The sequence below is a fragment of the Couchioplanes caeruleus genome (genome assembly GCF_023499255.1).
Lineage (GTDB): Bacteria > Actinomycetota > Actinomycetes > Mycobacteriales > Micromonosporaceae > Actinoplanes > Actinoplanes caeruleus_A.
Genome location: NZ_CP092183.1, coordinates 411,490 through 428,603, shown reverse-complemented (window position 1 = coordinate 428,603; position 17,114 = coordinate 411,490). Strand labels below are relative to the sequence as shown.

Sequence of the window (17,114 nt, the reverse complement as noted above, 5' to 3'; positions counted from 1 at the left end):
GTCAGCGGAGGCGGTCCAGGAACGCGAACAGGTTCTCCCAGTGCCGCTTCTCGGCCGCCTCGTTGTACGCCGCGGTGTCGGACATCGTGAACCCGTGCGGCGCGCCCTCGTACACCTCGGAGGTGTAGCGCACGCCGGCCTTGTCCAGGGCCGCCTCGAGGGTGGCGATCTGCTCGGCGTTCATCGAGTGGTCGTTGTCGGCGTGGGCGAAGTACAGCTCCCCGGTCACCGCGCCGACGTGCAGGTGCGGGCTGTCCGGCTGGTCGTTGACGAGCCGGCCGCCGTGGAAGCTGGCGACACCCTTGATCCGGTCCGGGTACGCCTCGATCGCCTTGACCGCGTTGGTCCCGCCCATGCAGTAGCCGGTGGCCACGACCGGCCCGGGCGCGACGCCGTCCTGGGCCGCGAGGAAGTCGAGGTACGCCTTCGAGTCGCGGACGATCCGGTCGGTGTCCAGCGCCATGACCATCGGCATCACCTTGCCGAACACCGACTCCCGGGCCGCCGGGTCGGACAGGGCGCTCAGGTCGATCAGCGGCGAGCGGCCGCCGCGGTACAGGATGTTGGGGGCGAGGACGACGTACCCCCGCTCGGCGATCCGGCCGGCCATCTCCTCGATGCGCGGGCGCAGGCCGAACGCGTCCATGAAGAGCAGCACTGCCGGGTACGGCCCCTCGCCGTCGGGCCGGACGAGGCAGGCGTCGGCCACCCCGTCGTCGGTGGTGATGTCCACGGTGGTCTTGTGCATGCCTCGAACCGTATCCCCCGCCGGACGTCATCCCGCGCATGCTCACCGGTAGTGATCAACGGGCCCGCTGTCAGCGACTTGAAGCAGACTTAAGGAAATTGGCAGAACCCTTTAAGCCCCAGCGGATCACGATCGACCCCGTTCGGCAGCCCCACGATCGGAGTCGTTACATGGCACGCAACCGTCTACGCCTGTCCATCTACCTGGGAGCGGCCCTCGTCGCCGTGGGCGGAGGCGCGATCGCCGCGGTGGCGGCGACCGGTCCGGCGGCCGGCGGCCTGACCGCCACGTTCACCAAGGACTCCGACTGGGGTACCGGCTACCAGGCGCGGTACACGATCAAGAATTCCGGCGGCTCCGCCGTCACGGGCTGGCAGCTCGCCTTCGGCCTGCCGTCCGGCGCGAAGCTCGGCACCTTCTGGGACGCCGCGGTCACGACCTCCGGCGCCGTGTCGACGGCCAAGGACCGCGGCTACAACGCGACGATCCCGGCCGGCGCGTCCACCGAGTTCGGCTTCATCGTCAACGGCAGCGGCGCCCCGACCAGCTGCACGATCAACGGCGCGCCCTGCGCCGGCGGCGGCCCGGCCCCCACGACCGCCCCGACGACCCGGCCGGCCACCAAGCCGCCGACGACCGCGCCCACGAAGCCGCCGACCACGGCACCGACCACCCAGCCGCCCGCGACGACCAGGCCGCCGGCCACCACGGCTCCCCCGGCCTCCGGCGGCGGCGACGTCCGCGTGGCCCCGTACGTGGACATGGGCCTGCTCTCGAACGGCAGCACGACGCTCTCCCAGCTGGCCTCCAGCGGCAACGTCAAGTCGTTCTCGCTGGCGTTCGTGACCAGCGCCGGCTGCAAGGCGAGCTGGTTCAACGCGTTCGACCCGCGCAGCAAGCAGTTCGGCGACCAGATCGACGCGCTGCGCCGCTCCGGCGGTGACGTGAAGGTGTCCTTCGGCGGCGCGACCGGCATCGAGCTCGCTCAGGCCTGCACGGACGTGAAGGCGCTGCAGGCCGAGTACCAGGCCGTCGTGTCGGCGTACAACCTGAAGTACATCGACCTGGACATCGAGGGCGCGGCCGTGGCCGACCCCACCACGATCGCCCGCCGCTCCACCGCGCTGGCCGCGCTGCAGAAGGCCAACCCGGGCCTGAAGATCTCGCTGACCCTCCCGGTGCTGCCCGAGGGCCTCACCAACGACGGCCTCAACGTGGTCAAGTCGGCCAAGAACGCCGGCGTCGACCTGGACCTGGTCAACATCATGGCGATGGACTACGGCCGCTCCGGGCAGGACTACGGCGACCTGGCGATCCAGGCGGTGAAGTCGACCAAGGACCAGCTCAAGTCGATCTACGGCAACAGCGACGCGGCCGCCTTCAAGATGGTCGGCGTCACCCCGATGCTCGGCAAGAACGACGACAACGGCACGTTCAACCAGAGCGACGCCCGCGACCTGGTCGCCTTCGCGAACAGCAACCACATCGGCTTCGTCTCCTTCTGGGAGGCGAACCGCGACCGCAACGCCTGCAACGGCGCGTTGTTCCAGTGCACCAACGTGGCCCAGTCGCCGTTCGAGTTCAGCAAGATCTTCGCCGGCTTCCAGGGCTGAGCGACCGGCCGTCCCCGCGGCCGTACCGTCCCCGAAGTTCCACCATCCCCACCAGCGCGGCGCCGGGAAGCACCCCTCCCGGCGCCGCGCCCACGTCTATTCGGCGAACCCTCGGCCGGCCTCCGCCAGCGACTGCTGCACCAGCTCGGCCAGCGGCGTCTCCGCCGGGGCCTCGAGCCACATGTGCAGCGAGACCCGGGTGGCCGTCATGAAGGTGGCGGCCATCAGCCGCGCCCGGATCCCGGACCGCTGCTCCTCCGGCAGCCGGTCGGCCACCGCGGCGGCGAGCTCCCGCTCCAGCGCCGCGAACGTGCTGACCTGCTGGGCGAGCAGCGCGGGCTCACTGCGCAGCAGCCGGGTCTGCGCCACCCAGTGCGGGTCCAGCTCGCCGATCTGCTCGTACGCCTCCCGCGCGGCCCGGCTGAGCGCGGTCCACGGGCCCTCGGCGGCGGGACGCGCGCGCACGGCGTCGATGAGCAACGCCATGCGCTGCCGGTCCCCGTGCAGCAGCGCCTCTTCCTTGTTGGCGAAGTAGTTGGAGAACGTGCGCCGGGAGACGCCGGCCTCGTCCGCGACCGCCTCGACGGTGAGCCTGTCCGCGCCGTGCTCGATCGCCAGGCGGACGGCGGCGTCGTGCAGCGCCTGACGCGTCGCGGCTTTCTTGCGTTCCCGCAGCCCCGGCTCGGGTACACGGACTTCGGCGGTCATGCCTCGAGCGTACCGAGACTGTGACTCAGTTCCCAATGAGCAAAGTTGCACAGTGGGCAATTCGCGCCGATAGTTGTATGTGACAACCACTCCGGGAGGTGGCAGATGGACGGCAGCACCTCGGTTCCGCGCGAGCTGCTCAGCCACGTACGCGAGATGCTCCGGGCCGTACGCCTCTTCAAGAACGAGCTGCCGGCGCAGCACCCGGCGGTGCCCTTCGGCACGGTCAGCGTGCTCTCGATGATCGACGCCATGGCGGCCGGGCCACCCGCGGGATGCCACGGCAAGGAGCTGGCCGCCCGCTGCTCGCTCGACCCGTCGACGATCAGCCGCACCGTCGCCACCCTCGTGCGCTCCGGCCTGGTGCGGCGGACCGCCGACCCGGCGGACCGCCGGGCCAGCGTGCTCAGCCTCACCCCGCTCGGCCGGCAGACCCTCGACGACGTCACGGCCTGGGCGGACGACCGCCTCGCCGACGCCCTCCAGGAATGGCACCCCGACGAGATCGCCACCTTCACCGCGCTGATGCGGCGCTTCTCGACAGACCTCACGTCCCGCTACGACCAACCGCTGGAGGCCGCGCGATGAGCGCACCCACCACCACGCGCGCCGAACAGGGCGCGATGAGCCACCGCGAGACCTTGGAGGCCCTCAGCGGTCTGCTGCTCGTGTTGTTCGTCGCGATGTCCAGCGCCACCATCGTCTCCACCGCGTTGCCGAAGATCATCGGTGCGCTGAACGGCAGTCAGACCCAGTACACCTGGGTGGTCACGGCCAGCCTGCTGACCGCCACAGCGAGCACCCCGATCTGGGGCAAGCTGGCCGACCTGTACAGCAAGAAGCTGCTCGTCCAGATCGCCATCGTCGTGTTCGTGCTCGGCTCGGTCGTCGCCGGCTTCTCGCAGTCCGCGGGTCAGCTCATCGCCGCCCGCGCGTTCCAGGGCATCGGCATGGGCGGCCTGCAGGCGCTCGTCCAGGTCGCCATCGCCGCGATGATCCCGCCCCGCGAGCGCGGCCGCTACAACGGCTACCTCGGCGGCGTCATGGCGCTCGCCACGGTCGGCGGCCCGCTGCTCGGCGGCGTCATCGTCGACACCCCCGGGCTGGGCTGGCGCTGGTGCTTCTTCATCGGCGCGCCGATCGCCGTGATCGCGCTGATCGTCCTGCAGCGCACGCTGCACCTGCCGGTGATCCGGCGGGCGAACGTGAAGATCGACTATGCGGGCGCCTCGCTCATCGCCGCCGGCGTCAGCGTCCTGCTGATCTGGGTGTCGTTCGTCAACAGCACGTTCGGCTGGGTCTCCTGGCAGACCTTCGCCATGGTCGGCGCCGGCTTGGCGCTGCTGGCGGTCGCGGCCTGGGTCGAGTCCCACGCCGCCGAGCCGGTCGTCCCGCTGCAGATCGTGCGGCAGCGCACCACGGCGCTGGCGATCCTGGCGAGCCTCGCGGTCGGCATGGCCATGTTCGGCGGTTCGGTCTTCCTCGGCCAGTACTTCCAGATCGGCCGCGGCTACAGCCCCACCGAGGCCGGCCTGCTCACCATCCCGATGATGGCCGGCGTACTGGTCTCGTCGACGGTCGCCGGCCGGATGATCACCAAGTCCGGACAGGTCAAGCCGTACATCGTGACCGGCACGATCGTGCTCGTCGCCGGCTTCGCGATGCTCTCGGCCCTGGACCACCAGACCCCGCTCTGGTACGTCGGCGTGGGCATGGCCCTGGTCGGCATCGGCGTGGGCATGTCGATGCAGAACCTGGTGCTCGCGGTGCAGAACTCCGTCGCGCTGAAGGACATCGGCTCGGCCAGCTCGACGATCGCCTTCTTCCGCTCGCTCGGCGGCACGATCGGCGTCTCGGTGCTCGGCGCCGTCCTGGCCCACCGGGTCACCGACTCGATCACCTCGCAGCTCGCCGCGGCGGGCGTACCGGCGGGGGCGAGCGGCGGCGGCAAGACCAGCAGCCTCAACCTGGCGGAGCTGCCGCCGACGATCCAGCACATCGTGCGGGCCGCGTACGGCGACGCCACCGGTCACATCTTCCTGATCTCCGCGGGCATCGCGGTGGTCGGCGTGATCGCCGCGCTGCTGTTCCGGCAGATCACCCTGCGCTCGACCATCGACCTCGCCACCACCCGGAAGGCCGACGAAGCGCCGGTTCCCGCGGCTCGGTAGAACGGTTCACCGCAACGGCGCCCGGGGCTGACCCCGGGCGCCGTTCGCATTTCCGGATCAGGCGGCGACGGCCGCCTCCGCCAGCTGCTCCGACGTCGGGCGCAGCCGCGGGGCGCCGATCGCCGTCAGGATGTTGGCGGCCGCGAAGATCGCCGCGAAGAGCAGCCCGCGCTGGAACCCGTCGACCAGGGCCGTACCCGGCTGCTCCCCGCCGGCGATCAGGTCCTCGACGTGCGAGGTGGCGAGCGTGGTGATCACCGCGAGCCCGAGCGCCCCGCCGACCTGGTAACCCGCGTTCACCACGCCGGACGCGGCGCCGGCCTGCTCGTGCCGGACGTCGGCCACCGCGGCGATCGAGGCGGGCGTGGACGTACCGATGATGCCCATGCCGAACAGCACGATGCCCGGCATGATCGTGAGCGCGTACGAGCCCGTGGCATCCGCGCCGGAGAGCAGCAGCAGCCCCGCCACGCTCAGCACCGCCCCGCCGATCTGCACCGGCTTGGTGCCGTACCGGGTCACGAGCTGCGAGGCCACCAGGGCGCTGGCGATCGCCGCGATCCCCATCGGCAGGAACTGCACGCCGGTCTCCAGCGCGGTGAGGCCCCGTACCTGCTGCAGGAAGATCGCGGTGAGGAAGAACATCGCGAGGAACGCCCCGCCGTTGAGCGCCAGCGCCAGGATCGACGTGCTCAGCCCGCGGGAGCGGAACAACGCCAGCGGTACGAGCGGAGCAGCCGACCGCGCCTCGACCCGCACGAACGCCCCCAGCAGCGCCAGCCCACCGGCCAGCAGCGCCACGACCTCGGCCGACGACCAGCCGAGCGGTTCCGCGCGGATGACGCCCAGCATGATCGCCAGCAGGCCGCCCGTGCTCAGCAGGGCACCGGCCACGTCGAAGGTCCGCTTGCCGGCCGCCGACGCCCGGCTCTCCGCGACGAACATCGGGACGATCAGCACGAGCACCGCGGCGATCGGCACGTTGACCAGGAAGACCCAGCGCCAGCTCAGCGAGTCGACGAGCAGGCCGCCCGCGATGACACCCAGGGTGCCGCCGAGCCCGGCGAGGCCGCCCCAGACCCCCATCGCGATGTTGCGGTCCCGGCCGTGGGCGAACGTGACGGTGAGGATCGCGAAGGCGGCCGGGGACAACAGCGCGCCGCCGAGCCCCTGCACGGCCCGCAGCACGACGAGTTGCTCGGGGCTCTGCGCGAGGCCGGCCACCAGGGACGTGACCCCGAACAGCAGCAGCCCGGCGATGAAGACCCGGCGGCGGCCGAGCAGGTCGGCAACCCGGCCGCCGAGGAGCAGGAAACCTCCGAAGATCAGGGTGTACGCGCTGACGACCCACTGCAGCCCCGAGGCGCTGAACCCCAGATCCTGCTGTATGTCGGGCAGCGCCACGTTCACGATCGTCACGTCGAGCACGACCATGAACTGGGCGAGCGCCAGTACGGCCAGGGCCGACCACGGTTTGCGGTGCATCGGTACCTCCTCCACGCGGCGTCCTATGCGCCGTACATGTACAACGTATATGTACGGCGTAGAGGAGCGTCAAGGGGTGGAGCCAAGATCAGTTGCGGCGGCTGCCGCGGACGCCTTGGACCAGGAGGTCGATGTTGACGGTGAAGTAGTCGTCCTGCCCGCGGCAGCTGACCAGCGCGGGAGCGGCCGCGATCAGGTTCGGATAGCGCCCCGGCTCGAGGGCCTGCAGCATCGCCTGCTTGTGCCGCATGTCCGCGGCCACATCGCCGCCGGCGGCCGCCTTGGCCGCCATCGGATCACCGACGACCAGGGTGATCACCGCGCACAGCAGGAACGTGCCGACCTCGGCCGCCTGCTCGGGGGAGAACCCGGCCTGCCGCAGGAGGTCCAGCACCCGCTCCGCGAGCCGGAGACCCGGCTCGGCCACCAGGATGCGGCGCAGCGCCAGGCCGGCCAGCGCCGGATGCGGCCGGATGGCGTCCAGGAAGGCCACGAGGATCGCGCGCAGCTGTTCGTCCCACGTACCGTCGCCGGGCTCGGGCAGCTTCACCGAGGCGATCAGGTGCTCGGCCAGCCCGTCGAGGAGGCTGTCCTTGTCGTTGAAGTGCCAGTACATGGCCATCGGCGTGACGCCGTTCTCCTGGGCCAGCCGCCGGATCGTCACCGCCTCGAGGCCCTCGGCGTCTGCGAGCGCCGTCGCGCAGTCGACGATCGCATCCCGGGACAGACGCACGCTCCGCTTGGCCATCTCCCAACTGTACGACGTACAACGTGTGCGACCTCGGATGACGGCGAGCTGGATCACGCGCGCGACACTGGGTCACAGTGGTCACTCAGGGCTAACCTTCGGGAACACAGCGCATTTGTTCTTCAGCGCGGGCTCTTCGTGACGATGATTCGCGTGAGCGGAAGGGGTGAGCCGGATGGACGGGCGCGTACGCGACGCAGAGCAGCTGTCGGCTGCCCTGACGCAGCACGAGGACCAGTACCTCTGGGACGCCGACGCGACCCTCGAGGCCGCCACCGCCTACGAGGCCGCGGCGCTCGGGCTCGGCGACGAGCGGCTCGCCACCCGCGCCCGGCTGCTGCAGGCCAACATGCTCATGCGCAAGGGCGAGGTCTCCGGCGCCGCCCAGCGCATCTGGAAGATCCACCAGTGGGCGACCGAGCACGGCGACCACCTCGTGCAGGCGCGTACGCACCTCGTCTGGGCCAACATCCACCGCCACCTCGGCGACGCCGCCCAGTCCCTCGAACACTCGCTGCTCGCCGTCGAGCTGCTCGACGACACAGCCACCGCGCACATGCGCGTCTGGCACCGCGCCAAGCTGGCCGACGCCCTCGGTGCGGCCGGCTCCATGGACGCCGCCCGCGACCAGTACGCCCAGGCCGAGGAGCTGGCCGTCGACCTCGGCCTGCCCCGGCTGCTCATGGGCATGCTCAACAACTACGCCTACACCGAGTTCGCCGCCGGCGAGCACGCCCGCGCCGAGGCGGTGGCCCAGCGCCTGCAGGAGGTCGCGGAGGAGCACGGCTTCGTCCTCGACCCGGCGGTGCTCGACACCATCGGCGCGATCGAGATCGAGAACGGCAGCTACCTCAAGGCCGAGGAGACGCTGCGGCTGGCGGTGGCCCGGCACCACGAGGGCGGGTACGAGGACGCCGACGCGCTCGCCGAGTACATGCTCACGCTGGCCCGCGCCCAGCGCTTCCTGGGCGCCACCGACCGGGCGCAGGTCAGCCTCGACGCGTCCCGCACGCTCTGCCTCGAACGCGAGCTCGGCGACGTGCTCGTCCGGGTCCACCAGGAGCAGGCCGAGCTGCACGCCGCCCGCGGCGAGTACGCGGAGGCCTTCGCCGTACACAAGGAGTTTTTCGCCGCCCACAACGCGCTGCACTCGTCGCAGCGGGAGGCACAGGCCCGCACCCGGCAGGCGATGTTCGAGACCACCGAGGCGCGACGCGAAGCGGAACGCTTCCGCGAGCAGGCCCGGCGCGACCCGCTGACCGGCCTGCGCAACCGGCGCTACCTCGACGAGCAGCTGCCCGCGCTGGTCGCCGACGGCGACCGCCTGACCGTGGCGATCGTCGACCTCGACCACTTCAAGCGGATCAACGACCAGCTCTCCCACGAGGTCGGCGACCAGGTGCTCGTGCTGGTCGCCAAGCTCCTGGAGACCGAGCTCGCGGCCGTCGCGCCCGAGGGTTTCGTGGCGCGCATGGGCGGCGAGGAGTTTCTCATCGCGCTGCCCGGCACGGACGTCCCCCAGGCCACCGACCAGCTCGAAGGCATCCGGCGCGCGATCAGCTCGTACGACTGGACGGCCCTGACCCGCGGCCTCCCGGTCACCGTCAGCATCGGCGTGGCCGGCCTCTCCGACGCGGCCGCGGCCACGCAGTCCGGCCTGATGTCCACGGCGGACCGCAACCTGTACGTCGCCAAGCACGCCGGCCGCAACCAGGTGGTGGCCGGCTCCCGCGACCGCCGGGCGGCCTCCTACCGCAACGGCGCGAACGCGGCCTGATCATCCTCGAGCCGTCCAAGCAGGACGGTGCGAACGCGGTCTGATCACCGTTTTTCCGTGCTAGATCGGACATCCGCCCCTTCTGTCGAGCGGCCGGTCCGATCGAGCGACGCGACTCAATTTGATCAACTCCTGCGGCTAGGCTGGCGGCCACGGCTCCCGACCGGCGCGGGCTCGCGACCGGCCTCGAGTGGCGACGGGCCCTGCCCGGGCGGCCCTGCGGGATCCGGCCGGTCGCTCGCGGCCGGCACGGGACCGGCCACGGCGGCCGGTGTCCTTTTCGGCCAGGGGTGGCCTGAGCAGGAGGCGGTCGACAGTGACACAGGGCAGCGAGACGTCCGCGCCGGTCGAGGTGGCGCCGCCCGGCGTCAACCCGAACATCCCGCACTCGGCCCGCATCTACGACTACTGGCTGGGCGGCAAGGACAACTTCGCCGCCGACCGGGCGGTGGCCGAGGCGATGCTCAAGGCGATTCCGGGCATGCGCGCCATGGCCGCCGAGAACCGCAAGTTCGTCCACCGCGCCGCCCGCGACCTGGTCGGCCAGGAGGGTATCCGGCAGTTCCTCGACATCGGCACGGGCATCCCGACCCGGCCCAACCTGCACGAGATCGCCCAGCGGAGCGCCCCGGAGACCCGGGTGGTCTACGTGGACAACGACCCGATCGTGCTGGTCCACGCCCGCGCGCTGATGATCAGCAGCGAGCAGGGCCGTTCGGAGTACATCTCCGCGGACATCCGCCACCCGGAGCAGATTCTCGAGCAGCCGGTGCTGCAGGAGACCCTCGACCTCACCCGGCCGGTCGGCCTCACGCTGATCGCCATCCTGATGCTCCTCGCGGACGAGGACGACCCGTGGGACCTCGTCGGCCGGCTCCGCGACGCCATGCCGTCCGGCAGCGTTCTGGCGATCACCCACCCGACGGCGGACTTCAGCCCGGAGGCGGTCGGGCAGGCCGTGGCAGCGGCGACGGACGCGGGGATGACGTTGGTGGCCCGCACCAGGGACGCGGTGGCCCGCTTCTTCGGCGACTGGGAGATGCTCGAGCCGGGCCTGGTGCCGGTGTCGGCGTGGCGCCCGGACGCGGCGGACGTGGAGCCGGAGACCGCCTACTACTGGGCCGGAGTCGCTCGCAAGCCGTAAGCGTGGTGCCGGGTCGGCCGTCGCGCGACAGCCGGGCCGGCCGGCCGAGCGATCCAGCACGGGGGAACCGGACCGCCCGGCCGGGATCCGGGCGGCGCGTCCCGTTGCCGGGACGCGCGTCGAACGGCGTCTGCGCGACGCCGCTCACTCTCTATGACGTTGTCAGGGCCGCAACCGTGGGCGCTTGCGGTGCGGTGGTCCGGGAAGTCTGCACGCTCGTACGAGCACCTGCCGGGTCTGCCGTTCCTCGCCGGTCCGGCGGTCGATCACCGTGCCCTCGACCTCGAGCCAGGTGTCGCCCTCGTACGGCACCGGCGACGTCCAGCCGACGCGGGCGACCCGCAGCGCCAGCGGGCCGACGCCGTAGCAGTAGTCCTGTTCCTGGAAGACGCGTACGGGCCAGCGCGCGATGCTGAGCTGCAGCCGCCCCCGGCGCAGGATCGGGGAGGACAGCGACCAGGCGCGCCGCCCGAGCGTCTCGTCCGGGCGGCGCCGGCTGGCACAGGGCAGGTGTTCAGTGACTCTCGTCGGGATCACCTCCGGCGTCCGGGCCGGCGTCCGGCAGCACGCCGTCGTGCCGGGTGAGGGCGTAGCGCACCCCGCCGAACCGGTGGGACACCGTGGTCGCGCGCGTCGTGGCTGCTTCCATGCAGTCCGTCAGCCTCTCGTCGCGCAGGACCGGCGCCGGGTTGCCGCGCCGGTGGGTGTCCACACCGTCGATGTCGTTGGTCTCGAAGGGTTCCGGGCCGATGTTGGGTACGGACATTGTGTTCCTCCCGCTCGGACGCTCCCGCCAGAGAGCCTCGCGTCGAGGGCCGCAGCGGCCGTTTCCGCGACCGACCCGTCACTCAAAGATGTCACCCTCCGTGACCCACTTTCAGTGGGGTACGTGCGTTATCATGCTCACAATCATGTGAGAACGCAAGGCCAAATGCACGTGCATCTGCACAGCAGGTAGCCGGCGGGACACACATCGCCGGTCCCCGGACCGGTCTCACCGTTAGGGAGCCTAGTAATGACGCGCATTTTCAACGGCATGCCCGCTGGGCAGCTGCAGGGTGTGACCTGGCGAAAGAGTGCCCGGAGCAACCCGAGCGGCAACTGCGTCGAGTGCGCCGCACTGCCGGACGGCAGCGTCGCAATGCGGAACTCCCGCGACCCGGAGGGCCCGGCCCTGATCTACGCGCCGGCGGAGATCGAGGCGTTCCTCGGCGGCGTCCGCGACGGGGACTTCGATCACCTGCTCGGGTGAATCGGCCCCGCGACGGGGGTGTCACCCTCAGGGGTTAATTACATAGAGTAAGCACCATGCAACCCAGGGGCCGGAGCGGTGCCGCCCCTGTGGCCCGGACGGCAGGGCCTGCCGGGCACACCTGCCGTGGATCACCGGGCGATGTGTGGACCCGGGAGTCAGGTGAGCCGGCCGACCTCGTGCAACAGCTTGCCGAGGATCTCCTGGGTGTGGCTGGGCGGTTCGGCGTCGATGCAGACGCGCTCCATGGCGATCGCGTACTGGTCGACGTCGTCCCGCTTGTCCAGATAGATGGCGCTCGTGAGCTGCTCGACGTAGACCACGTCGGGCAGCTCCGGCTCCGGGAACCGCAGGATCGCGAAGGGTCCACCCGCCGCGGCGTGGCCGCCGGCGTTGAACGGGATGATCTGCAGGCGCACGTTGGGCTTCTTGGCCGCCTCGATCAGCGCCTCGATCTGGCCGCGCATCACGTCCACCCCGCCGATCGGGCGGCGCAGGACGGCCTCGTCGATCACCGCCCACAGCTGCGGCGCCTCGACCCGGTTGAGCAGCTGCTGGCGCTGACGACGCAGCTCGACGCGGCGGTCGATCTCGTCGGCCGTGGCGCCCGCGTGGCCGAGCATGATCACGGCACGGGCGTACGCCGGGGTCTGCAACAGGCCGGGCACGAACTGGATCTCGTACGTCCGGATCAGCGTGGCCGCCGCCTCCAGGCCCAGGTAGGACTGGAACCAGGACGGCATGATGTCGCCGAAGTGGTGCCACCAGCCCGGGTTGTTGGCCTGCCGGGCCAGCCCCAGCAGCGCCTCGCGCTCGGCCGGGTCCTTGACGCCGTACAGCGTGAGCAGGTCCGCGACGTCGCGCTCCTTGAAGCTGACGCGGCCCAGCTCCATCCGGCTGATCTTCGAGCCGGAGGCGCGGATCTCGTAGCCGGCGTCCTCACGGCTGATCTGCTTGGTCTCGCGGAGCCGTCGCAGCTGCGCACCGAGCAGGATGCGCAGCACGGTAGGGCCGCTGTTCGGCCCGTCCTCCTGCGTACCCGTGGTCACGTCGCTCCCGTCCGGTTCGTCCCCCAGAACTGCAAGTTGCAGCTCCGTCGCCCAATGCATCCTAAGGGTGCCGCCGCTCCGTCGAAAACCGAACGTTCGGCTACCTTCCCTCGCACTCGCACGCTACGGATGCACGTGCATCCGGCCTTGCGAACGCACTGGATGCCGAGCATGATAGCTGACAGGCGGTTGCCTGGTCGCTGACACAGCGTGCTGATATGCATGACGTTTTTCGCTGTCACGGCCCGGCCGGCGCCCCGTGGACGACCGACGACCCGAGTCCCGGGATCCAGGAGGCTCTCGATGTCGACCCCGACCATCGCCCCACCGCACCGAGATCCGGCGGAGGTGGCGCCGGCCGACAGCTACCACAAGGCGGACCCCGTGTGGGTGTACCGCGACGGCTGGCGCGCCGGAGTGATCGAGGCGGCGTCACCGCGCGCCGTCACCGTCACGTACCGGCCCGGCACCCACGTCGGCACGGGCGTGGACACCTTCACCGCCCCGTACGTGACCTCCCGCGCCGACGAGGACCCGGCGCTGGACCACCGCCAGGCGAACGGCCTCGCCTGCCGCCGGCCGCGCCTCGGTGGCGACGGCGCCTCGGCGATGGGCGGACCGCACCGGTGACCGGCGCCGTGGCGCTGGCCGCCCTCATCGGCCTCGCCAGCCTCCTCGCCGGGGTCGCCCTCGGCTGGTATCTGCGCCGCACGAACGACTGGTGCGCCCACTGCGGCGAACAGCTCAGCTGCGACTCCTGCGGCAGCAAAGCGGCCTGGCCACGCCGCCGCGAGCCCGAGTTGAGCCTCGACAAGCGTTAGCGTCCGGCCCGTACGCGTGCGGGTGAGGCAGACTTGAGGCGTGCCGGCCTTCCGCGAGTTCGTGTTGAAGGTGCACCAACGCTGCAACCTCGCCTGCGACTACTGCTACGTCTACGAGCTCGCCGACCAGAGTTGGCGCGACCGTCCGCCCGCGATGTCGCCGGAGGTCTGGCGCAGAGCCGCGTACCGCATCGGTGAGCACGTCAGCCGCCACGGCCTCGACCACGTCGACGTGGTGCTGCACGGCGGTGAGCCGCTGCTCGCCGGCCGCGAGTCGCTGACCCGGCTGGTCGGCGACCTCCGGAGCGTCGTGCCGGCCGCCCGGTTCAGCACGCAGACCAACGGCGCCCTGCTCGACGCCCGCATGCTCGATGCGCTGGCCGGCCTGGGTGTCCGCATCGGAGTGAGCCTGGACGGACCCGCGGGGCAGCACGACCGGCACCGGCGCCACCGCGACGGCCGGGGCAGCCACGCCCTCGCCGACCGGGCGCTGCGGCTGCTCGCCGGGCACCCGGCGTACGCGGGGATCCTGTGCACCGTCGATCCGGCGACCGACCCGGTCGCGGTCTACGAATCCCTCCTGGACCACCGCCCGCCGAGGATCGACCTGCTGCTGCCGCACGCCCACTGGGGGGCGCTGCCCGCACCCGGCACCGCGGAATGGCTGATCGCCGTCTTCGACCGCTGGTACGACGCCCCGCGCCGGGAGACCGGCATCCGCCTCTTCGAGGAGGTGATCAGCCTGGTGCTCGGCGGACCCAGCCGCTCCGACCAGGTGGGGCTGAGCCCGGTGGCGGTCGCGGTCATCGAGTCCGACGGCACGATCGAGCAGGTCGACTCGCTCAAGGCCACGTATCCGGGCGCCGCCGCGACCGGGCTGAACGTCTTCGACCACGACCTCGACGCGGCCACGCGGCATCCGGGGATCGTCGCCCGGCAGTCCGGGCTCACCGCGCTGGCGGCGTCCTGCCTGAGCTGCCCGGTGCACGACATCTGCGGCGCCGGGCACTATGCGCACCGGTGGCGGCCCGGCGGCGGCTTCCGCAATCCGTCGGTGTACTGCGCCGACCTGCGCCGCCTCATCGACCACATCGGCGCCCGTGTCGCCGGGGACCTGGAAAGGCGCGCCCACGCGTGAGCACCTTCATCCTCACCTGGGACGGAAGCGACACCGGCTACTTCCGGACCAACCACGAGAACGACATCGCGGCGACCGCGGCCGGCCGCCGGGTGCGCGGCCGGTGGAGCTTCGGCTCGCGCCGATCGGGTACGGCCCCCGGCGACCTCGTCTTCCTGCTCCGGCAGAACACCGCCCGGGGCATCATCGCGAGCGGCCGCCTCGCCGACGGCGTGATCTTCCCGGCGCCGCACTGGGCCGGCCGGGCGGACCGGGTCACCTACTATGCCGACGTGCTGTGGGAGCGGGTGCTGCCGGTTCGGGACCGGTTGCCCGTCGCGGAGCTGCTGCACGACGTGCCCGGGCACCACTGGAACCACATCTTCGCCTCGGGCCAGCAGGTACGCCCACCCGCCGACGCCCACCTCGCCCTGCGCTGGGCCGAACACCTGAAGGACGTGGATGGCAACGATTGACCGCCACGCGACGGTTCCGCTCCTCGGCGGCGTCGCGCTGGGTGCCGTGGACCTCGCCGCGCAGAAGCTGCTGCCGTACCCGTGGGCGAACCTCGCCAACTCGTCGGCCGTGTGGGCGGTGCTCGCCTTCGCGATGGCGTACCGGCTGCGCGGGGGCGTCCTCCGGTCCGTCGGTGCGGCGATCGTGATGCTGGTCGTCGCGGTGCCGGTGTACTACCTGACGGCCACGGTCGTCCAGCACGACGACGTCGCCAACCTGTGGGCGTCGACCGCGCTCCTGTGGATGTTCTTCGGCGTCCTGGCCGGTGCCGTGTTCGGCGTCGCCGCGGCGTGGGCCCGGGACGGCGGATGGCGGGGCGTCGTCGGGGTCGCGCTGCCCGCGGCGGTGCTGCTCGCGGAGGCGGTACGGCTGGCACGCCGGGACGAGCCGGCCACCGCGATCATCGAGGCGGTGCTGGCGGTGGCCGTGGTGCTGCTGGCCGGCCGGACGTGGCGGCGGCGGGGGCTGGGCGCGGCTGTGGCCGTACCGTTGGCTCTCCTCGGCTTCCTGGGTTTCCAGATCGCCGGTTTCGCGTGAGCGTTGTGTTTCGGATCACTGCGGACGGGTAGAGGGGAGCGTCGGCACGCCGCTGGTGGAGGTGGTCCCGGTGCCCGATCCCACGTTCGACGCCATCGTGTCGCAACTGCGCGCGGAGGATCCGGACTTCATCCGCCGGATACGCAAGCTCGACAGCCCGCACGGCACGGCGCGGCTCGTCCTCGCCGTTCTCCTGTGGACGCTGGCACCGATGTGCATCGTGCTCGGCGGCTGGACCGGCGCGATCATGGCGGTGGTCGGCGGCGCGTACGGCGTCCACCTCATGCGCCACCGGCAACAGCCGCACGCCGGGGCCGCGGACCCGGCACGGCACCGACGCCCCGGCGCCTCGCTCTGACCGCCGCCGGCACCCTCAGGAGGATCGCATGACGAACCCGGACACCGACGGCTCGCAGATGAGCACCGAGGAAGCGGCGGACATCGTCCGCAACGACGACGCCCTCCAAGCGGCGCACGGCATCCAGGGTGACGACGACGCCGCCACGGATGACGACGCCCGCACCCCGGACTCGGCGCCCGCCGGGGAGACCCGGGACGCCTGAGGCCTCAGCTCCAGCGGTTGCCGGTCAGGCGCTCGTACACCTCGACGTAGCGGTTGCGGGTGGCCTCGACGACCTCGTCGGGGATCTCCGGCCCGGGCGCGGTCCGGTCCCAGTCGGACTGCGCCGACCAGTCGCGCAGGAACTGCTTGTCCAGGTAGCGCTGCGTGCCGCCGGGCTGCCACTCGTCGGCCGCCCAGAACCGGGACGAGTCGGGCGTCAGCAGCTCGTCGCCCAGCTTCAGCACGCCACCGGCGAAGCCCAGCTCGAGCTTCGTGTCGGCGATGATGATGCCGTTGCGCGCGGCGATCTCCGACCCGCGCCGGTACACCTCGAGCGTGATCCGCTTCAGCTCGGCGGCCACGTCGGCGCCGACCGACGTCTCGACCTCCGCGTACGTGATGAACTCGTCGTGGCCCTCGCCCGGCGCGACCTTCGTCGTGGGCGTGAAGACCGGCTCGGGCAGCTTCGAGCCCTCGATCAGCCCCGGCGGCAGCGCGACGCCGGAGACGGCCCCGTCCTTCTCGTACTCCTTGAGCCCCGACCCGGCCAGGTAACCCCGCGCGATGCACTCGACCATGACCATCTCGAGCCGCTCGCAGCGCACGGCCCGGCCGGCCCACTCGGCGGGCACGTCGGTCGCGGAGATGATGTGGTTCGGTACGACGTCGGCGAGCTGGTCGAACCACCACAGCGACAGCTGGGTGAGGATCTTGCCCTTGTCCGGGATGGCGGTGGGCAGCACCACGTCGTAGATCGAGACCCGGTCCGAGGCGACCAGCAGGATGTCGTCCCCGTCGGCGTAGACGTCCCTGACCTTGCCCGAGTGCAACAGCTCCACGTTCGTCCCTCCACCACACCGGCTCGT

General features: G+C 71.5%; 21 protein-coding genes. 13 read left to right on the top strand and 8 right to left on the bottom strand.

What is annotated here, in order from left to right:
* Window position 1 precedes the first annotated feature (1 nt).
* Entirely contained in the window at window positions 2-748 is a 747-nt protein-coding gene (locus COUCH_RS02055; RefSeq protein WP_249610417.1) for a dienelactone hydrolase family protein, read from the bottom strand.
* A 170-nt stretch (window positions 749-918) separates the two neighbouring features.
* On the opposite strand from COUCH_RS02055, the gene COUCH_RS02050 reads away from it, so the two are divergent.
* Window positions 919-2,361 (top strand): cellulose binding domain-containing protein, encoded by a 1,443-nt coding sequence (locus tag COUCH_RS02050; protein WP_249610416.1) that lies wholly within the window; start codon window positions 919-921, stop codon window positions 2,359-2,361.
* Between the two features lie 96 nt (window positions 2,362-2,457).
* Here the strand turns inward: COUCH_RS02050 and COUCH_RS02045 are convergent, their stop codons facing one another.
* Entirely contained in the window at window positions 2,458-3,069 is a 612-nt protein-coding gene (locus COUCH_RS02045) for a TetR/AcrR family transcriptional regulator (RefSeq protein ID WP_249610415.1), read from the bottom strand.
* A gap of 105 nt (window positions 3,070-3,174) precedes the next feature.
* Here COUCH_RS02045 and COUCH_RS02040 point away from each other — a divergent pair, with 105 nt between their 5' ends.
* Together COUCH_RS02040 and COUCH_RS02035 are read left to right on the top strand one after the other, a co-directional pair.
* Complete coding sequence (locus COUCH_RS02040; RefSeq protein WP_249610414.1) at window positions 3,175-3,657, top strand: MarR family transcriptional regulator; 483 nt, start codon at window positions 3,175-3,177, stop codon at window positions 3,655-3,657.
* On the top strand, window positions 3,654-5,240 hold the full coding sequence (locus tag COUCH_RS02035; RefSeq protein ID WP_249610413.1) for an MDR family MFS transporter: 1,587 nt from the start codon (window positions 3,654-3,656) through the stop codon (window positions 5,238-5,240). The genes COUCH_RS02040 and COUCH_RS02035 overlap by 4 nt, the downstream gene beginning before the upstream one ends.
* A 57-nt stretch (window positions 5,241-5,297) precedes the next feature.
* On the opposite strand, the gene COUCH_RS02030 is transcribed toward COUCH_RS02035, so the two are convergent.
* Both COUCH_RS02030 and COUCH_RS02025 read right to left on the bottom strand, forming a co-directional pair.
* Complete coding sequence (locus tag COUCH_RS02030) at window positions 5,298-6,725, bottom strand: MFS transporter (protein WP_249610412.1); 1,428 nt, start codon at window positions 6,723-6,725, stop codon at window positions 5,298-5,300.
* 88 nt (window positions 6,726-6,813) lie between these two features.
* Window positions 6,814-7,473 carry a TetR/AcrR family transcriptional regulator gene (locus COUCH_RS02025; protein ID WP_249610411.1) on the bottom strand — a complete coding sequence of 220 codons (660 nt, stop codon included), beginning with the start codon at window positions 7,471-7,473 and terminating at the stop codon, window positions 6,814-6,816.
* A 175-nt stretch (window positions 7,474-7,648) separates the two neighbouring features.
* Here COUCH_RS02025 and COUCH_RS02020 point away from each other — a divergent pair, with 175 nt between their 5' ends.
* Window positions 7,649-9,250 (top strand): GGDEF domain-containing protein, encoded by a 1,602-nt coding sequence (locus tag COUCH_RS02020; RefSeq protein ID WP_249610410.1) that lies wholly within the window; start codon window positions 7,649-7,651, stop codon window positions 9,248-9,250.
* 379 nt (window positions 9,251-9,629) lie between these two features.
* A complete protein-coding gene (locus COUCH_RS02015; protein WP_249613525.1) occupies window positions 9,630-10,394 on the top strand; it encodes an SAM-dependent methyltransferase in 765 nt (254 codons plus the stop codon).
* Between the two features lie 162 nt (window positions 10,395-10,556).
* Here the strand turns inward: COUCH_RS02015 and COUCH_RS02010 are convergent, their stop codons facing one another.
* Together COUCH_RS02010 and COUCH_RS02005 are read right to left on the bottom strand one after the other, a co-directional pair.
* Window positions 10,557-10,931, bottom strand: a complete 375-nt coding sequence (locus COUCH_RS02010) for a hypothetical protein (RefSeq protein WP_249610409.1) — start codon at window positions 10,929-10,931, stop codon at window positions 10,557-10,559.
* On the bottom strand, window positions 10,909-11,160 hold the full coding sequence (locus COUCH_RS02005; RefSeq protein WP_249610408.1) for a hypothetical protein: 252 nt from the start codon (window positions 11,158-11,160) through the stop codon (window positions 10,909-10,911). The genes COUCH_RS02010 and COUCH_RS02005 overlap by 23 nt, the downstream gene beginning before the upstream one ends.
* Window positions 11,161-11,409: 249 nt before the next feature.
* On the opposite strand from COUCH_RS02005, the gene COUCH_RS02000 reads away from it, so the two are divergent.
* Window positions 11,410-11,646 carry a DUF397 domain-containing protein gene (locus COUCH_RS02000; RefSeq protein WP_249610407.1) on the top strand — a complete coding sequence of 79 codons (237 nt, stop codon included), beginning with the start codon at window positions 11,410-11,412 and terminating at the stop codon, window positions 11,644-11,646.
* Between the two features lie 158 nt (window positions 11,647-11,804).
* Here the strand turns inward: COUCH_RS02000 and COUCH_RS01995 are convergent, their stop codons facing one another.
* Entirely contained in the window at window positions 11,805-12,695 is an 891-nt protein-coding gene (locus tag COUCH_RS01995; protein ID WP_249610406.1) for a helix-turn-helix domain-containing protein, read from the bottom strand.
* A 303-nt stretch (window positions 12,696-12,998) separates the two neighbouring features.
* Here COUCH_RS01995 and COUCH_RS01990 point away from each other — a divergent pair, with 303 nt between their 5' ends.
* The 7 genes from COUCH_RS01990 (at window position 12,999) to COUCH_RS01960 (ending at window position 16,249) form a co-directional block, all read left to right on the top strand.
* Window positions 12,999-13,325, top strand: a complete 327-nt coding sequence (locus COUCH_RS01990; RefSeq protein WP_249610405.1) for a hypothetical protein — start codon at window positions 12,999-13,001, stop codon at window positions 13,323-13,325.
* Window positions 13,322-13,516: a hypothetical protein gene (locus COUCH_RS01985; RefSeq protein ID WP_249610404.1), complete on the top strand. Its 195-nt coding sequence runs from the start codon at window positions 13,322-13,324 to the stop codon at window positions 13,514-13,516. The genes COUCH_RS01990 and COUCH_RS01985 overlap by 4 nt, the downstream gene beginning before the upstream one ends.
* Window positions 13,517-13,556: 40 nt before the next feature.
* Window positions 13,557-14,654 (top strand): FxsB family cyclophane-forming radical SAM/SPASM peptide maturase, encoded by a 1,098-nt coding sequence (locus COUCH_RS01980; protein WP_249610403.1) that lies wholly within the window; start codon window positions 13,557-13,559, stop codon window positions 14,652-14,654.
* Complete coding sequence (locus COUCH_RS01975) at window positions 14,651-15,109, top strand: hypothetical protein (RefSeq protein WP_249610402.1); 459 nt, start codon at window positions 14,651-14,653, stop codon at window positions 15,107-15,109. The genes COUCH_RS01980 and COUCH_RS01975 overlap by 4 nt, the downstream gene beginning before the upstream one ends.
* Window positions 15,096-15,686, top strand: coding sequence for a DUF6518 family protein (locus tag COUCH_RS01970; RefSeq protein WP_249610401.1), 591 nt, complete (start codon window positions 15,096-15,098; stop codon window positions 15,684-15,686). The genes COUCH_RS01975 and COUCH_RS01970 overlap by 14 nt, the downstream gene beginning before the upstream one ends.
* 70 nt (window positions 15,687-15,756) lie before the next feature.
* The gene (locus COUCH_RS01965) at window positions 15,757-16,044 is read left to right on the top strand and encodes a DUF3040 domain-containing protein (RefSeq protein WP_249610400.1); all 288 of its coding nucleotides are present in this window, start codon (window positions 15,757-15,759) and stop codon (window positions 16,042-16,044) included.
* Between the two features lie 28 nt (window positions 16,045-16,072).
* Window positions 16,073-16,249 (top strand): hypothetical protein, encoded by a 177-nt coding sequence (locus tag COUCH_RS01960; protein ID WP_249610399.1) that lies wholly within the window; start codon window positions 16,073-16,075, stop codon window positions 16,247-16,249.
* Between the two features lie 4 nt (window positions 16,250-16,253).
* Here the strand turns inward: COUCH_RS01960 and COUCH_RS01955 are convergent, their stop codons facing one another.
* The gene (locus COUCH_RS01955; RefSeq protein ID WP_249610398.1) at window positions 16,254-17,087 is read right to left on the bottom strand and encodes a phosphoribosylaminoimidazolesuccinocarboxamide synthase; all 834 of its coding nucleotides are present in this window, start codon (window positions 17,085-17,087) and stop codon (window positions 16,254-16,256) included.
* Between the last annotated feature and the right edge of the window lie 27 nt (window positions 17,088-17,114).

Coding starts and splice junctions, on each gene's coding strand:
- COUCH_RS01960 (WP_249610399.1), top strand. CDS start 16,073: ATGACGAACCCGGACACCGACGGCTCGCAGATGAGCACCGAGGAAGCG.
- COUCH_RS02040 (WP_249610414.1), top strand. CDS start 3,175: ATGGACGGCAGCACCTCGGTTCCGCGCGAGCTGCTCAGCCACGTACGC.
- COUCH_RS02000 (WP_249610407.1), top strand. CDS start 11,410: ATGACGCGCATTTTCAACGGCATGCCCGCTGGGCAGCTGCAGGGTGTG.
- COUCH_RS02050 (WP_249610416.1), top strand. CDS start 919: ATGGCACGCAACCGTCTACGCCTGTCCATCTACCTGGGAGCGGCCCTC.
- COUCH_RS02005 (WP_249610408.1), bottom strand. CDS start 11,160: ATGTCCGTACCCAACATCGGCCCGGAACCCTTCGAGACCAACGACATC.
- COUCH_RS02020 (WP_249610410.1), top strand. CDS start 7,649: ATGGACGGGCGCGTACGCGACGCAGAGCAGCTGTCGGCTGCCCTGACG.
- COUCH_RS01990 (WP_249610405.1), top strand. CDS start 12,999: ATGTCGACCCCGACCATCGCCCCACCGCACCGAGATCCGGCGGAGGTG.
- COUCH_RS02030 (WP_249610412.1), bottom strand. CDS start 6,725: ATGCACCGCAAACCGTGGTCGGCCCTGGCCGTACTGGCGCTCGCCCAG.
- COUCH_RS02055 (WP_249610417.1), bottom strand. CDS start 748: ATGCACAAGACCACCGTGGACATCACCACCGACGACGGGGTGGCCGAC.
- COUCH_RS02045 (WP_249610415.1), bottom strand. CDS start 3,069: ATGACCGCCGAAGTCCGTGTACCCGAGCCGGGGCTGCGGGAACGCAAG.
- COUCH_RS01970 (WP_249610401.1), top strand. CDS start 15,096: ATGGCAACGATTGACCGCCACGCGACGGTTCCGCTCCTCGGCGGCGTC.
- COUCH_RS02035 (WP_249610413.1), top strand. CDS start 3,654: ATGAGCGCACCCACCACCACGCGCGCCGAACAGGGCGCGATGAGCCAC.
- COUCH_RS02025 (WP_249610411.1), bottom strand. CDS start 7,473: ATGGCCAAGCGGAGCGTGCGTCTGTCCCGGGATGCGATCGTCGACTGC.